The 15,168-nt window shown below is 63.4% G+C and carries 14 protein-coding genes; 3 read left to right on the top strand and 11 right to left on the bottom strand.

Translation table 11 applies throughout. The annotated features are described in order from the left end of the window. Positions 1 to 5: 5 nt before the first annotated feature. Entirely contained in the window at positions 6 to 1,619 is a 1,614-nt protein-coding gene (locus P0D87_RS30420) for an ABC transporter ATP-binding protein (RefSeq protein WP_053858185.1), read from the bottom strand. Between the two features lie 249 nt (positions 1,620 to 1,868). Between P0D87_RS30420 and P0D87_RS30415 the strand changes: the two genes are divergently transcribed. Further along, positions 1,869 to 2,801 (top strand): LysR substrate-binding domain-containing protein, encoded by a 933-nt coding sequence (locus P0D87_RS30415; RefSeq protein ID WP_006051768.1) that lies wholly within the window; start codon positions 1,869 to 1,871, stop codon positions 2,799 to 2,801. Between the two features lie 72 nt (positions 2,802 to 2,873). Here P0D87_RS30415 and P0D87_RS30410 read toward each other — a convergent pair whose 3' ends face one another. Both P0D87_RS30410 and P0D87_RS30405 read right to left on the bottom strand, forming a co-directional pair. Beyond that, positions 2,874 to 4,280, bottom strand: coding sequence for an 8-oxoguanine deaminase (locus P0D87_RS30410; RefSeq protein ID WP_029968643.1), 1,407 nt, complete (start codon positions 4,278 to 4,280; stop codon positions 2,874 to 2,876). A 172-nt stretch (positions 4,281 to 4,452) separates the two neighbouring features. Next, positions 4,453 to 4,710, bottom strand: coding sequence for a hypothetical protein (locus P0D87_RS30405; protein ID WP_029968644.1), 258 nt, complete (start codon positions 4,708 to 4,710; stop codon positions 4,453 to 4,455). 118 nt (positions 4,711 to 4,828) lie between these two features. Here P0D87_RS30405 and uraH point away from each other — a divergent pair, with 118 nt between their 5' ends. Continuing rightward, the gene (uraH, locus tag P0D87_RS30400) at positions 4,829 to 5,182 is read left to right on the top strand and encodes a hydroxyisourate hydrolase (RefSeq protein ID WP_006051770.1); all 354 of its coding nucleotides are present in this window, start codon (positions 4,829 to 4,831) and stop codon (positions 5,180 to 5,182) included. 180 nt (positions 5,183 to 5,362) lie between these two features. Beyond that, a complete protein-coding gene (locus P0D87_RS30395) occupies positions 5,363 to 6,556 on the top strand; it encodes a urate hydroxylase PuuD (RefSeq protein WP_053858186.1) in 1,194 nt (397 codons plus the stop codon). Between the two features lie 378 nt (positions 6,557 to 6,934). Here the strand turns inward: P0D87_RS30395 and P0D87_RS30390 are convergent, their stop codons facing one another. From P0D87_RS30390 to ldcA, 8 genes are all read right to left on the bottom strand, one after another. Then, positions 6,935 to 7,447 (bottom strand): ureidoglycolate lyase, encoded by a 513-nt coding sequence (locus P0D87_RS30390; protein ID WP_053858187.1) that lies wholly within the window; start codon positions 7,445 to 7,447, stop codon positions 6,935 to 6,937. Then, complete coding sequence (gene alc, locus P0D87_RS30385) at positions 7,444 to 8,457, bottom strand: allantoicase (RefSeq protein WP_006051773.1); 1,014 nt, start codon at positions 8,455 to 8,457, stop codon at positions 7,444 to 7,446. Before alc ends, P0D87_RS30390 begins: the two co-directional genes overlap by 4 nt. 73 nt (positions 8,458 to 8,530) lie before the next feature. Continuing rightward, positions 8,531 to 9,052: a 2-oxo-4-hydroxy-4-carboxy-5-ureidoimidazoline decarboxylase gene (gene uraD / locus P0D87_RS30380; protein ID WP_053858188.1), complete on the bottom strand. Its 522-nt coding sequence runs from the start codon at positions 9,050 to 9,052 to the stop codon at positions 8,531 to 8,533. Next, positions 9,049 to 9,999: an allantoinase PuuE gene (gene puuE, locus P0D87_RS30375; RefSeq protein WP_053859038.1), complete on the bottom strand. Its 951-nt coding sequence runs from the start codon at positions 9,997 to 9,999 to the stop codon at positions 9,049 to 9,051. The genes uraD and puuE overlap by 4 nt, the downstream gene beginning before the upstream one ends. Before the next feature lie 240 nt (positions 10,000 to 10,239). Continuing rightward, a complete protein-coding gene (locus tag P0D87_RS30370) occupies positions 10,240 to 11,067 on the bottom strand; it encodes an aspartate/glutamate racemase family protein (protein WP_053858189.1) in 828 nt (275 codons plus the stop codon). A 60-nt stretch (positions 11,068 to 11,127) separates the two neighbouring features. Beyond that, the gene (locus P0D87_RS30365; protein WP_006051777.1) at positions 11,128 to 12,609 is read right to left on the bottom strand and encodes an NCS1 family nucleobase:cation symporter-1; all 1,482 of its coding nucleotides are present in this window, start codon (positions 12,607 to 12,609) and stop codon (positions 11,128 to 11,130) included. A 354-nt stretch (positions 12,610 to 12,963) separates the two neighbouring features. Then, entirely contained in the window at positions 12,964 to 13,800 is an 837-nt protein-coding gene (locus P0D87_RS30360; protein ID WP_053858190.1) for a GntR family transcriptional regulator, read from the bottom strand. 314 nt (positions 13,801 to 14,114) lie between these two features. Beyond that, positions 14,115 to 15,041 carry a muramoyltetrapeptide carboxypeptidase gene (ldcA, locus tag P0D87_RS30355; RefSeq protein WP_053858191.1) on the bottom strand — a complete coding sequence of 309 codons (927 nt, stop codon included), beginning with the start codon at positions 15,039 to 15,041 and terminating at the stop codon, positions 14,115 to 14,117. Positions 15,042 to 15,168: the final 127 nt, after the last annotated feature.

The following is a 15,168-nucleotide window of genomic DNA, read 5'->3' as shown; positions in this document are numbered from 1 at the left end:
GCGGTTCAGGCATGCGCCGGCTGTTCCGCCGAGGGCGCCGCGCCTTCGCGGCCTCCGAAAAGCCCCGCCATCCAGCGGCCGATTTCCTCGGCGTTGGTCGCGCCTGTCGCGCGCACCGGCGAGAGCCTGCCGCCCGCGAGCACTGCGATCCGGTCGCAGATGTCGAACAGTTCCTCCAGCTCTTCGGAAATGACGAGGATCGCCACGCCGCGCGCCGACAGATCGAGCAACTGCTGACGAATGAACGCGGCCGCGCCGACGTCGACGCCCCACGTCGGCTGCGCGACCACCAGCACCTTCGGCGCCTGCAAGATCTCGCGGCCCACGATGTACTTCTGCAGATTGCCGCCCGACAGACTCTGCGCGAGCGCTTCGGAACCGCCGCAACGCACGTCGAACGCTTCGATACAGCGCTTCGCAAACGCACGCATCGCGCCCGCGTTGATCCAGCCCGAGCGCACCATCTTCTGCCGATGCCCGGTCAGCAGCGCGTTTTCAGCGAGCGTCATCGCGGGCACTGCGCCGCGGCCAAGCCGCTCTTCCGGAACGAAGCCGAAACCGAGCGCGCGCCGCGCGCCCGCGCCGAGACGGCCCGCGGGCTTGCCGCAGATCGTCACCGCATCGGCGCGCACGCCCCGCTTCTCACCCGACAACGCCGACAGCAACTCCGCCTGACCATTGCCCGACACGCCCGCAATGCCGAAGATTTCGCCCGCGTGCACGGCGAACGACACGTTATCGAGCGAGGTGCCAAACGGGTCGTCGCTTGCCACCGAAAGCGCCTTCACTTCGAGCAGCACGTCGCCGGGCTTGTGCTCGCGGCGCGTGTAATCGGGCAGCGAGTGGCCCACCATCAGTTGCGCGAGCGATGCATGCGTTTCCTGTTTGGGCTTCACATGACCCGTCACGCGACCGCCGCGCATCACCGTGGCCGTGTCGCACAGTTCCTGGATTTCGTCGAGCTTGTGGCTGATGTAGAGAATGCTGCAGCCTTCGGCCGCGAGCCGCCGCAGCGTCGCGAACAGCTTGCGCACCGCTTGCGGCGTGAGCACGGACGTCGGTTCGTCCATGATGAGCAGCCGCGGGTTCTGCAGCAGGCAGCGCACGATCTCCACGCGCTGCCGCTCGCCGACCGTCAGGCTATGCACGTGACGCTGCGGATCGATGTCGAGGCCGTAGTCGGCGGACACTTCGCGAATGCGTTTGGACAGCGCTTTCAGATCGAACGGTTCGTCGAGTGCGAGCGCAATGTTTTCGCCGACCGTGAGCGTCTCGAACAGCGAAAAGTGCTGAAACACCATGCCAATGCCGAGCTTGCGCGCGGCCGCGGGACTCGCGATGTCGAGCGCCTCGCCTTCCCAGCGAATCTCGCCCGCGTCGGGCCGCACGGCGCCGTAGATGATCTTCATCAGCGTGCTCTTGCCCGCGCCGTTTTCGCCGAGCACCGCGTGGATCTCGCCCGGCGCGACGATCAGCGTGACGTCGTCGTTGGCTCGCACGGCCGGATACTGTTTGGTGATGCCCTTGAGCATCAACCGGGGCGCCGCCTGTTCCGGCCTGGGTTCCGATCCGGCTGCCGGCTGCGCGGCGGCGCCGTCGCTATAAGAAGAGTCGCTCATGTGATTCCGTAGTGCGTCAGTGACTGCGGTTGCCGTGCGTTCGCCCACCTTCCCGGCGGCCGATCCGTCACCACAACCGGATGACAATACCTAATTCGCCCCGCTCAGTCGAGCCGACAAAATTCGCTGAAACCCGCGCCACAGCAAGCTCTGCGGGTATGCCTCCCTTGACGCCGTTTTTCGTTCATATTAAAACGCATATACCTCTGCACCCCGTCGATCAGCCAGAACATATATTTCGGAGAAGTCATGAGTCAGCAACGCGAGGCGATCGATACCTATCTTTTACGCGTCTTGCACACCCTGTTGATGGAACGCAGCGTCACGCGCGCGGCCGTCAAACTGAATCAATCGCAACCGGCCATTAGCGCCGCGCTGCGGCGTTTGCGCGACATCACCGGCGACCCGCTGCTGGTGCGCGGCAAGTCCGGCATGGTGCCCACCGAATACGGCCTGCGCCTGCTCGAACCGGTGCAGAACGCACTGCGCGAAATCGAGCGCATCAAGTTCCAGCAACACAACTTCGATCCGGCGACGTCGATCCGCTGCTACCGGATCGGCTGCCCGGACTACCTCAACGTGCTGTTCGTGCCGACGGTGGTCGAACGCTTTCGCCAGGCCGCGCCGAACGCGACGCTCGAGTTCCATTCGCTCGGCCCCGCGTTCGACTACGAACTCGCGCTCGAAGACGGCAAGCTCGACATCGTCGTCGGCAACTGGCCGGAGCCGCCCGAGCAACTGCATCTGTCGAACCTGTTCGTCGACCAGATCGTCTGCCTGATGAGCAACACGCATCCGTTCGCGAAGCGCGGCGGGCTCACGCTCGATCAGTATCTGAACGCGCCGCATCTCGCGCCGACGCCGTATTCGGTCGGCCAGCGCGGCGCCATCGACGTGCATCTCGCGCGCGAGCGCTTGAAGCGCCATGTGGTCGTCACGCTGCCGTACTTTAATCTCGCGCCGTACGTGCTGATCAAATCGGATCTGATCTTCACGACGACGCGTCTCTTCGCCGATTACTACGCCAAGTTCCTGCCGCTGACTGTGGTGCCCGCACCGCTCGATTTTCCGCCGATGCAGTACTACCAGCTCTGGCACGAGCGCGTTCACTACTCCGACGAAGTGCGCTGGCTGCGCAGCCTCGTCGCGGAAGCGACCAGGACGTTAATCGACAAGCCTTGAAGCTTGAGTGGCCGCGTGAGCGGTCGGCGGTTTTCGCGTGCAGCCGCCTCTTGCGTTCACGTCGCGTTCACCTCACACCGCGGCTTCGTAAAGCGCCTTCGCCAACCGGTTGTGCCGCTCGATGACCGGTCCGAGTTCCAGCGTCGTCAACTGTCCGTCCTTCACCACGACCTTGCCGCCGATCACGCTATGGCTCACCTGCGGCGGCGCGCAGAACACCAGCGCCGCCACCGGATCGTGCAACGCGCCGGCGAAGAGCGGTTGACGCAAATCGAACGCGACAAAGTCGGCCGCCATGCCCGGCGCGAGCGCGCCGATGTCGTCGCGATTCAGAACCTTCGCGCCGCCGAGCGTGGCGATCTCCAATGCTTCGCGCGCGGTCATCGCATCCGGCCCAAAGCCGACGCGCTGCAACAGCAGCGCCTGGCGCACTTCGGCGACCATCTGCGCGCCGTCGTTCGACGCCGAGCCATCCACGCCCAGACCCACCGGCACACCCGCGAGCCGCATCCGCTTGATGGGCGCGATGCCGGACGCGAGCCGCATGTTCGAGCACGGACAATGCGCGACGCCCGTGCCGGTTCGCGCGAACAGTTCGATGCCTGCGTCGTCGAGTTGCACGCAGTGCGCGTGCCATACGTCGCGCCCGACCCAGCCCAGGTCTTGCGCATATTGCGCGGGCGTCATACCGAATTTCTCGTGGCTATAGGCAACGTCGTTCGTGTTCTCGGCGAGATGCGTGTGCAGCGATACGCCGTAGTGCCGCGCCATCACCGCCGATTCGCGCATCAGATCGCGGCTCACCGAAAACGGCGAGCATGGTGCAACGACGACGCGCAGCATCGCGTAACGTCCTTCGTCGTGGTAACTCTCGATGAGCCGCTGCGTGTCCTTCAGAATGTCCGCCTCGCGCTCCACGACCGAATCCGGCGGCAGGCCGCCGTCCTTGCGCCCCACGCTCATGCTGCCGCGCGCCGCATGAAAACGCATGCCGATGCGGCGCGCCGCGACGATGCTGTCGTCGAGCCGGCTGCCGTTCGGATAGATATACAAGTGATCGCTCGACGTCGTGCATCCCGAGAGCAACAGCTCGGCCATTGCGGTCAACGTCGAAATTTCGATCATCTCCGGTGTGAGGTTCGCCCACACCTTGTAGAGGCTCGTGAGCCAGCCGAACAGCTCGGCGTTCTGCGCGGCGGGCAGCGCGCGCGTGAGGCTCTGATACATGTGGTGATGCGTGTTCACGAGGCCGGGAATCACCAGATGTCCGCGCATGTCGAGCACTTCGTCGGCGGTGGGCGGCAGTTCCGCCGTCGGCCCGACCGCGACGATGCGGTTGTCCTCGATATACAAGCCGCCGTCGCGCAGTTCGCGCCGTGCGCCGTCCATCGTGACGAGCACGTCGGCGTGCTTGACCAGCATCGTTCTGTTCGGTTTGTTCGTATTGTTGGTTTCTTGTGCTGCCTGTTCCATCGTCATCCGCTTTCTCCGCCTGATTGCTTCCGTGCAAAGTCGTTCGAACGCGATGTGACCGCGCGTGAGCCGTGTCGCCGCGCCGCCGCGTCCCGTCGAACGCTGTTGGCCCGGTTACCCGGCGTGCTCCGCCGTCTTCGGGACGTGTGCCGCGCATAAGCCTTGAGTTGCTCGGGCCTTATTGCTGCGGCGCACAGACGTAACCTTCGACGGCCAAAATAACGCTGGCAACTCGCGCCGTTGCGATAACCATCCTCAGGCCGGCGATATAGTCGGTCATTTTTGACGACGGTACGATCGAACGGGGATCGTCTGCGCAGCAAGGCCGCGCGAACGCATCCGCCGAGGCTTTCAGCAGACTGTCGTTCATGCGCCAGCTATTATCTTTCTTATCGCGCGCGCGCTCGACAGAACAAGTTTTTACAATGGCTGCCACGGCGCTCGCTTCAATTCGCCGACGGGTATGTAGCCACTGACGTGGAGCCTCGATCCGCCGCAACGTATCTGGATCGGGCTGCCGCCGAAACCTCGCAAACACACAAGGAAAACTGCGAATGGGAAAGCTCACTACCCATGTGCTCGACACCGCGAACGGCCGTCCCGGCGCGGGCATCAAGGTCGAACTCTTCGCGCTTTCGGGCGACACGCGCCGCGCGCTGAAAACCACCCTCACCAATGACGACGGCCGCTGCGACGAACCGCTGCTGCAAGGCGACGCGCTGGTTCCGGGCGAGTACGAACTCGTGTTCGCCGCGGGCGATTACTTTGCGTCGATCGGCACGAAGGTGCCCGAGCCGCGTTTTGTGGATCGCGTCGTGTTGCGCTTCGGTATCGCCGATGCCAACGCGCACTATCACGTGCCGCTGCTCGTATCGCCGTGGTCGTACAGCACTTATCGCGGCAGCTGATCGATCGGGAACCGCAAAGCGTGCGGTCGATTGCAGAAGCGCAATAACAAACCTTAGAGACGAGTGAACGACGACGCCGTGCGAACTGAGCGCACCGCGTCTTTCACCCCGCAGTCCGCAGGGCGGCGTGACGCACACAACGCCGCCGCGCGAGCAACGAATCAGAAGTGGAGGAGTTTCATGGAAGGCTTTATCACCGACTGGTTGAATCTCGCGATTCGCTGGTTTCACGTCGTCGCCGCAATCGCATGGATCGGCGAGTCGTTCTATTTCGTCGCCCTCGACAACAGCCTGAAACCGCCGCAGGACCCGAACCAGCGCAAGCGCGGCGTGTTCGGCGAACTGTGGCATGTGCACGGCGGCGGCTTCTACAACATGCAGAAGTACACCGTCGCGCCGCCGGAAATGCCGGACGACCTGCACTGGTCGAAGTGGCCGTCGTACACGACGTGGTTGTCGGGCTTCGGGCTTTTTACGGTGCTGTATCTGTTCTCGCCGTCCACGTATCTGATCGACAAAAACGTGCTCGACATGGGCCCCGTGGTCGCGGTCGCGTCGGCGCTCGGTTTTCTCGCCGCAGGCTGGATCGTCTACGACTCGCTGTGCCGCATGCTCGGCAACAAGGACAAGGTGCTCGGCATCTGCGTCGGCGTGTACGTGCTGATCGCGGCGTGGCTCGCGTGCCATATCTTCGCGGGGCGCGCGGCGTATCTGATCATGGGCGCGATGCTCGCGACGATCATGTCGGCCAACGTGTTCTTCGTGATCATTCCGGGCCAGCGCAAGATGGTCGACGCGATGCTGAAGGGCGACACGCCGAACCCGATCTACGGCAAGCGCGGCAAGCAGCGCTCGGTGCACAACACGTATTTCACGTTGCCCGTCGTCTTCGCGATGCTGTCGAATCACTACGCGATGACGTACACGCATCCGTACAGTTGGGCGGTGCTCGTCGTCATCATGCTGGCCGGCGCGCTGATCCGTCAGTTCTTCGTGATGCGTCATCGTGGCCAGGTGCTGTGGTATTTGCCGCTCGCCGGCATCGCGCTGATGTTCGGCGCCCTCTTCTGGACCATGCCCAAGCCGATGGTGCCGCAGGCGCAAGCGGCGAATGCGCCGACGGTGAAAGTGGCCGACATCGCGCCGGTGTTGCAGCAGCGTTGCGTGGCATGCCACTCCGCGCATCCGACGATGATGGGCAGCGCGCCTGCTGGGGTGTTGCTCGATACGCCGGACGAGATCTCGCAGAACGCGCAGCGGATTTATCAGCAAGCGGTGACGCTGAAGGCGATGCCGCTTGGCAATGTCACGCATATGACGGACGACGAACGGATGAAGATCGCTGCGTGGTTCGAGGGGGGTGCGGCGAAGTGATGGCGAAGTGACCGAGACTTTGCCGGTGTGAGGTCGTTGGAACCAGGTCGCTCAGCATCACGAAGCGGGCTTTTCGCGGAAGCGGGAAGCCCGTTTTTTGTTTGCTGCGCGGTGATGGTTGAATTGCTTGCTGGACGCTTCCTCTGTCGCGCAGGCATTCTGTACGGCCTGCTGCCGGTCGACGTTGGTTTCACCAGTCATGGCCGCAACCGAGGCGCCGGCTAACGCACGTTCTCAGTGATGCCGCCGCTGGCCAAGTCGAAGCCGACTCGCCCATGTTGACGACCGTCAAAAAACAAAAGAGCCCACGGCATTTCTGCCATGAGCTCCTTACCATCATCCTGCTCGTCAATCGCCAATAACGCCGGAACAGGAACGCTAAACCGCCACCCCACTCAACGCATCCTCAGTCAACCACAGCGGCTCCACAAGATCCTGCTCGTTAAGATTGAGCCCCTCCCCGCCACGATCGACGACGATAAAGTCGCTCACTTCGCCCAACGCGATCAGCGGATGGTGCCAAACCCCCTTCGCATAATTAACGCCCTGCCAACCGCTCGTCACGAATGCGCGAATCTTCGATTCGTCCAGTTCGCCCGCCGGCGCGACCACCACCAGATACGGCTTGTCGTTCAGCGGCACGAAAGCCTGACTGCCGAGCGGATGCCGTTCGAGCATCTTCACCTCGAACGGCAGCGTGCGCGGCTGTCCGCGAAACAGGTTGATCAACGTGCGGCCGTTCTCGTCCGTCACGTCCACCTTCGCGAGGTCGTGATAGCGGATCGTCGTGCCGAGATTGATCGGGATCTGCTTCGCGCCCTCGAGTTCGATCACGTCGCCGAACGCGGCGAACGCTTCCTTCGTCAATGGTTCGATAGCGAGCGTTTTCATGATGCCAGCGTGCCCCACAAACGCAGACGCGATACGCCGCCGTCCGGAATGATGTTAAAGCGCACGTGCGTCACCGGACCGAGCGCGGCGATCTCGCTTTCGAAGTAATGCTGCTTGTCCATTTGCAGCTTCTGCTCGCCGAGCAGCACGGGCCAGAACATCGCTTGCGTGATCAGCGAACTGTCCGTGCCGCCCGTCACATACGCGGCCTGAATTGAGCAGCGATCCGGATAGTTGCCCTTGAAGTGCGCGGTGTCGACTTCGATCTTCGAGATCACGCCCGGCTGTGCGAGCGCGACGATCGCCCAGTCGTTGCCCGGTTCGCGACGGCGCCGCGTTTCCCAGCCGTCGCCCATGTTCACGCCGCGGCCCGGCATCAGAATCGTCGACGCCGCGCCGAAGTGCTGATTGTTCGCCGCGACCAGATACGCGCCGTTCTCCATCGCCGCGAGATCGAACTGCTGCGTGCGGCTGGCGCCCGCCCAGTCGACTTGCGGCTGACCGTACACACGCAAGCGTGCAATGCCGCCATCCGGATAGATGTTCACGCGCAAGTGCGTGTACGCATTCGTGTCGCCGACTTCGAGATAGTGATGGCTGTTGCCTTGCAACGTGATCGACGGCACGATTTCGGTCCATTGCGTCGACTGATTCGGCACGCCGTCCACCACGCGCGCGGCTTCGACGGAAGCGGCCGGCGGAAAGTTACCGGTGAAGTGGCTCGTGTCGAGATCGAGTCCCTTGATCACGCCCGGACGCGCGAGCTTGACGACGCACCAGTCGTAGCCGGTCACGCGCTTGCGGCGCGTTTCCCAGCCGTCCATCCACTTGCCGTGCTCGTCGTACTTGCCTGGAATGAAGACGGCCGGCTCCGGGTTCAGCATGCGGTCCTTCGGCGCGAAGAATTCGTCGCTGGCCTCGAGCGCCTGCGCGCCCAGGCGCGGGTCCGCCAGATTCACGTAACGCCGCGTGAATTCGGGTGCGTTGGGGTCGAGAGTCGGGAGTGCCATCTTTGTCTTCCTTGATGTGTTTGTTAGTGCGAGGAAACGTTCCGTGAAGCCGCGCGTCGAATCATGCGTTGATTCACGCACCAATCAGGTCTTCGAGCCGGAAACGTGCGATACGGTAGATCTGATCGAGGCTCGCGCGCAGTTCGTCGGCGCGGCTGTTGTTCACGCGCGCCTCGAAGTTCGCGATGATGCCGTGACGGTCATAACCGCGCACCGCGAGAATGAACGGAAAGCCGAACTTCTCGCGATACGCCGCGTTCAGCGCAAGCAGCCTGTCGAACTCTGCCTGCGTGCATTGCGCAAGGCCCGCGCCGCTTTGCTCGCGCGTGGATTCCGCGGTGAGTTCGCCGCGCACCGCCGCCTTGCCCGCGAGCTCCGGGTGCGCATTGATCAACGCGAGCTGCTTGTCTTCGCCCGCCGTCTCGACAATCTTCGACATCTTGCGATGCAGCTCGTCGATGCTCGCAAATGGTCGCTCATTCGCGGCAATTTCCGCGACCCACGGCGAGTGCTCGAAGATGCCCGAGAGCGCCGCGACGAATGCGTCGGTGGAAACGGTGTTGAGTTGGTCCAGTGTGTATTGCATCGCCTTCATGCCGCCGCCTCGCGGTTGTTTTGCTGATACGGATGATGTTCGCGCCAGTGCCGCGCGATGTCGACGCGCCGTGTCACCCAGACGCGATCGTGCTGTTCGATATGGTCGAGAAAACGCTGCAGCCCGCGGAAACGCCCAGGGCGTCCGAGCAGCCGGCAGTGCATGCCGATCGACAGCATCTTCGGCGCTTCGTCGCCTTCTTCGTAGAGCACGTCGAACGCATCGCGCAAGTACGTGAAGAAGTGGTCCGCGGTGTTGAAGCCCTGCGGGCTCGCGAAGCGCATGTCGTTGGTGTCGAGCGTGTACGGCACGATCAGTTGCGGCACGGTCGAGCCGCCTGTCACTTCGACGTCCATCCAGAACGGCAGGTCGTCGCCGTAGTAATCGGAGTCGTATAGAAAGCCGCCGTATTCGGCGACGAGCCGATGCGTGTTCGGACTGTCGCGGCCGGTGTACCAGCCAAGCGGCCGCTCGCCGGTGACGCGCTCGATCGCCTGCATGCCGAGCCGCATATGCTCAACTTCTTTTTCCGGCGATACGTCCTGATAGTGAATCCAGCGATAGCCATGACACGCGATCTCATGGCCGAGTTCGACGAATGCACGCGCCACTTCCGGATGCCGTTCGATCGCCATGCCCACGCCGAACACGGTGAGCGGCAAGCCGCGCTTTTCGAATTCGCGCAGGATGCGCCACACGCCCGCGCGCGAACCGTATTCGTAGATCGACTCCATGCTCATATGACGCGCCGGATACGCAGCCGCGCCGACGATCTCCGACAAGAACTGCTCCGAACCGGGGTCGCCGTGCAGCACGCAATTTTCACCGCCCTCCTCATAGTTGAGGACGAATTGCACGGCGACGCGCGCTCGCCCTGGCCAGTTGGCCTGCACGGGGTGGCGGCCGTAGCCGATCAGATCGCGTGGATAGTTGGGGTCGAGTGGCATGGTTTGACGAATGCGTAGTGACGATACGTGTGGGCTCGCGAAGCGCGCTGCAAGACCTGTTGAAGCCTTGTGCGGCGCCGCCGCGATAACCGTCGCGACGGCCACCGAGATGGCCACCGAGATGGCCACCACAGCGGCCATCACAATGCAGCGCACAGCACGTCGGCCGGCCCGCGGCGAGTTGGACCAGTGTAGCGAAAACGCCTTGGTGCGCCCATACACCGGCGCAGATAGTGCGTGTCAGACTGAATGTATGTGCGGCTCGGCTGCGCTGGTGTTTACCCGCAGCGAATCGGCATGGCTCATGCGCGGCGGCGCGGGGTTCGGGTCCGCTGCCGACGGACTGAACGATTCCAGCGCGCCGTCATAGCGCTTGGGCAATGGCCGCGCATAGTCGCCGCGCTTGGCCGTCGACAGCCGCAGTGCGACGAGCGCTTCCGTCCACTTGACGGCGGCCGTCACGCCTTCGATCACCGGCGCGCCGAGCGCGTCCTCGATCTCCGCGCACAACTCCGCCATGCCCGCGCAGCCGAGCACGATTGCATCGGAACCGTCTTCCGCCAGCGCCCGCCGGCATTCGTCGAGGATGATGCGGCGCGCCGCCGAGCCAGGCTTGTCGAGGTCGAGCACGGCGACGTCCGTCGCGCGCACGTTGCGGCAAAAACGCCGCATGCCGTAACGCTCGGCGAGATGCCACGCCATTCCGCAAGTGCGCGCAAGCGTCGTGACCACCGAAAAGCCCGGCGCGAGCACGCTCGCCGCGTGCATGGCCGCCTCCGCGATGCCGATCACCGGGCCACGCGCGAGCTCGCGCGCCGCGTAGAGACCAGGGTCGCCGAAACACGCGATCACGTAGCCGTCGCAGCCCTCGCGCTCGCCCGCCATCACTTCGGCGAGCAGGCCCGGCGTCGCGAGCGCTTCGTCGTAATAGCCTTCAATGGACGGCGGCCCCATCGTCGGACTGACCGCGATCACCTCGGTGCCCGGCGCGGCGACTTCGCGCGCGCAGCGGCCCATTGCATCCGTCATGCGTTGGGTCGTGTTCGGGTTGATCAGTTTGATACGCATCTCGTCTCCTCTTTCGACTGCATGGGCAATGCACCGGCACTGCCCTTCACCTACCGAAGCTCAGCGTGCCAGCAGGCGATAAAACAGCGCCCCAAGGCCCGCGCCGATGAACCACGAGAAGTTCGCCATGCCGTCGAGCGACGGCACCATCACGCACAACACGGCGATCAGCGCCGCCGGCAACAGCGCGGCAACGGCCCGATAGTTGACACCGTTGCGATACCAGTACGAACCCGTCGGCGCGACCGTGTACAGATCGTCGAGCACGATCTTCTGGCGCTTCACGAGGTAGTAATCGACGATCAGGATTCCGTACAAAGGTCCGATGAAGCTGCCGAGCACGTCCAGCGTGTAGTGAATCACGGCCGGGTTATTGAACAGATTCCACGGCGTGATGAAGATCGACGCAACCGCCGCGAGCATGCCGCCCGCGCGCCAGCTAATGAGCCGCGGCGCGACGTTCGAGAAGTCGAAGGCCGGCGAAACGAAGTTCGCGACGATGTTGATGCCGATAGTCGCAATCGTGAAAGTCAGCGCGCCGAGAATCACGGCGGTCGGATAGTCGATGCGGCCGACCGTTTCCACCGGGTCCGTGATCAGTTGACCGAACACCGGCAGCGTGGCCGCCGTCGTAATCACCGTGACGAGCGAGAACGCGAGGAAGTTGACCGGCAGTCCCCAGAAGTTGCCGCGCTGCACGCTGCGAAAGCTCTTGCCGTAGCGCGAAAAGTCGCCGAAATTCAGCATCGGCCCGGAGAAGTAGGACACCACCAGCGAGGTCGCCGTGATCATCACCGGCAGCACTTCCATGCCGTGATATTTGACGCCGCCCAGATTGATGCCGATGTTGCGCCAACCCGCGCGATACACCATGTAGCCGGCGAGGATGAACATCACGACATAAACAGCCGGACCCGCGAAGTCGATAAACTTCTTGATCGTCTCCATGCCGTGCCAGAACACCAGCGCCTGTAACACCCAGAGCAGCATGAAGCCGGACCAGCCGAGCGTCGACAGCCCCATGAAGCCATGACGATGCACGTCCGCATACGGCAGCAGTTGCGGCACGAACTTCAACACGACGATCACCAGCGCACTCGACGCGAGATACGTCTGGATGCCGTACCACGCGACCGCGATCAGCCCGCGAATCACGGCGGGAACATTGGCCCCGAGCACGCCGAAAGTCGCGCGACATGCGACCGGATACGGCACGCCGTTCGCCTGGCTCGGCTTCGCGATCATGTTGCACAACACGTTGACGATGCCGATGCCGACGAGCAGCGCAATCAGCACCTGCCAGCTCGTCAGGCCGAGCGCGAACAGACTGCCCGCGAACACATAGCCGCCGACGCTGTGCACGTCCGACATCCAGAACGCGAAGATGTTGTAGGCGCCCCAGGTCTGGTGACGCAACGGCGCGAGATCCTCGTTGTATAAGCGCTCGCTGTAGCCGGCCGGCATGGCGGGATTACCGGATGCGTCCCCGTCTGCATAAGGGGGGATTGCGGAACTGCCGGGCGCTGCACTGAACTGAGCCATGATTCCTCCTTGTGATGGGACCGTCGATTGCGAATCGAAGGGCAATGCATTGGCCATGCCACTTGCGGCTTTGCTGCCGGTCCCGCGCCTGCTGTCGTTGCAAGCGCAACAGGCTCGAGCGGCCGCGCTGGCCACGCCGCGGATGTCTCCGTACTGAAGTACTTGTGGTTATCGCATTGCCGGCGTTCCGCGGACGTCCGCAATGGGTCTGCTGCTACTTTCGTCCGGCGCGTTGGCGACGGACACGCGTGCGCCGGCCGGCAGCGCCCGCGCCGGGCCGCCTTGCAACGCTCGCTCTATCGGTTCAGTTCAGTGCGGCGCGCACCAGCAACGGGCGCACGCCGGCCGCTTGCCTCAGCTTGGCGCGGACTTGCGCTTGGATAACGCTTTGGGTGATTCTTCACGCGATGTTTTCGCGGCGCCGCGTGGTGCGCCGCTCATTGCGCCGCTGCTTGCGCCGCTTATGCCGCTTATGCCGCTCATGCCGCCGCTCAGCGCGCCGAATACTTCATGCAGGTCGGCTGCGCCGCGTGCGGGCCGCTCCAGCATCTTCAACTCGACGCTTTGCAGATGGCGCGACATGAGTGCCGCCGCCTCCTTGGCATCGCCGGCGTCGAGCGCGGCGAGAATCGCTTCGTGGTCCTCGAACGAACACGGGCTTCGTCCAAGCGACTCGTACAACGCCGAGATCAGCGTGGAGCGCGCGACCAGTCCGTTCAGGCAATCGCACAGCACGGTGTTGCCGGTGAGTTGAGCCAGCTCCGTATGAAACTCGCCGGACAAACGAATCCACGACGAAAAGTCGCGCGTCTCGAACGCCTTCCGTTCGCGGCCGATCATGCCGCCGATGCTCTTTAACCGCCGCATGCCGTGCCCGTTGCAAATCTTTTCGACGACGGCCAGTTCGATGATGCGGCGCATCTCGAACACCTCATGCACTTCCTGAAGCGACGGACTCGCGACGAACGCGCCGCGGTTCGGCTCAAGATCCACGAGACGATCCGTCGCGAGTTGTGCCAACGCTTGCCGGATCGGACCGCGCTTCACCGCGAATACTTCGCATAACTGTGCTTCGGTCAACTTCGCTCCGGGCGCCAACCGATGCTCGAGAATCGCGGCACGAATGCGCTCGGCAATTGCTTCGGGCTTCGAACTATTTGCGCTGACGGATTCGGTGTCGATGTCGGACATGATGTGTGTCTCGGTATGTTGGTCATATTAGGATGGACATAAAGATTGTCAACAATTTTTGCGGCGATCATCGACAATTTTTCGTGTTGCGGTGCGGCGTGAATTGGCCTGGGTGACTTGGCGGCTTGGTCAGCAAGGACGCGCCGCTCGGCCGGCGAGCACAGTCGATGTCTTTGAGCGGCTATTTTGTCGACAAATCGTTACTTCACCGCTGCCTTCGTTGCCCGAACGGGCGTTCAGATGCGGGCCGTTAGTTGCGTGGACAAGCCATAAAAAAAAACGGGCCGCAGCCCGCTTCTTAGGTGCCCGGGCATTTAACCCAGGAATGGATAGTTGGATAACGTCAGCCTGAAGCCGCGCGCATCGGCGATGAGGTGCGCGTCGGCGCCCACAGGCAGCGTCACCATGTCCGGCACGTGGCCGAACTGCAGGCCAGTGACGATCGGAATGCCGATCACCGATCTCATGTGCTCGATCATGGCTTGCAGGTCGTAGCCGTTGTCATAGTCATACAACTTGCCGCCCGAAAAATCGCCGAGCACGAGTGCCTGCTGCTGACCCAGGATGCCCGACAGATGCAATTGATAAAGCATCCGCTCGATACGAAACGGTTGCTCGTTGACGTCTTCGACAAACAGCACGCCGCCTTGCACTGGTGGCATGTACGGCGTGCCGATGAGCGACGTCAGCACCGCCAGATTGCCGCCCCACAAGGTGCCGGAGACGTCGACCGCGTGCGCTTGGGGGACGTTTCGCGCGATCGTCACGCTGGGCTTTGTCAGCGCGGACCAGAAGTGCTGCATCGTGAATTCGCTGACGTGTTCCGCGCCGAAGTCGCTCATCAGCATCGGCCCGCTGAACGTTTTCAGCCCGGCGCGCGCGAGGAGCGCCAACTGGATCGCCGTGAAGTCGCTATGGCCGACGAGCGCGACCGGTTGATCGGTCAGCCGGCGTTGCAGCCCGTCGTAATCGAGGCCGTGCAGGAGACGCATCGCGCCGTATCCGCCGCGCACGGCCAGCACAATATCGGGCAACGCGCGCGATGCATCCGCGAGCCGGTTCAGGTCCGCAGCGCGCTCGCCGTCCGTACCGCCGAAGCGCTGATAGCGACGCCGCGTCGCGTCGACGCCCTCCACCCGATGCCCTTGCCCGCGCAGGCGCTGCAACGCCCGATTCAGCACCTCGGAGTCAGGCGGGTAGCCGGACGGTGCGATCAGATCGAAGGTACGGTGGACAGTCATCGGCGGGACCTTGTTATGGTGTTGGCTGGGGTTGTTGGCTGGGGTTGTTGGCTGCGGTTGTTGGCTGCGGTTGTTGGCTGCGGTTGTTGGCTGCGGTTGTTGGCTGCGGTTGTTGGCTGCGGTTGTT

This window comes from Paraburkholderia sp. RL17-368-BIF-A (assembly GCF_046054045.1).
Taxonomy (GTDB): domain Bacteria; phylum Pseudomonadota; class Gammaproteobacteria; order Burkholderiales; family Burkholderiaceae; genus Paraburkholderia; species Paraburkholderia graminis.
This window is presented reverse-complemented; position numbering and strand designations above follow the sequence as displayed.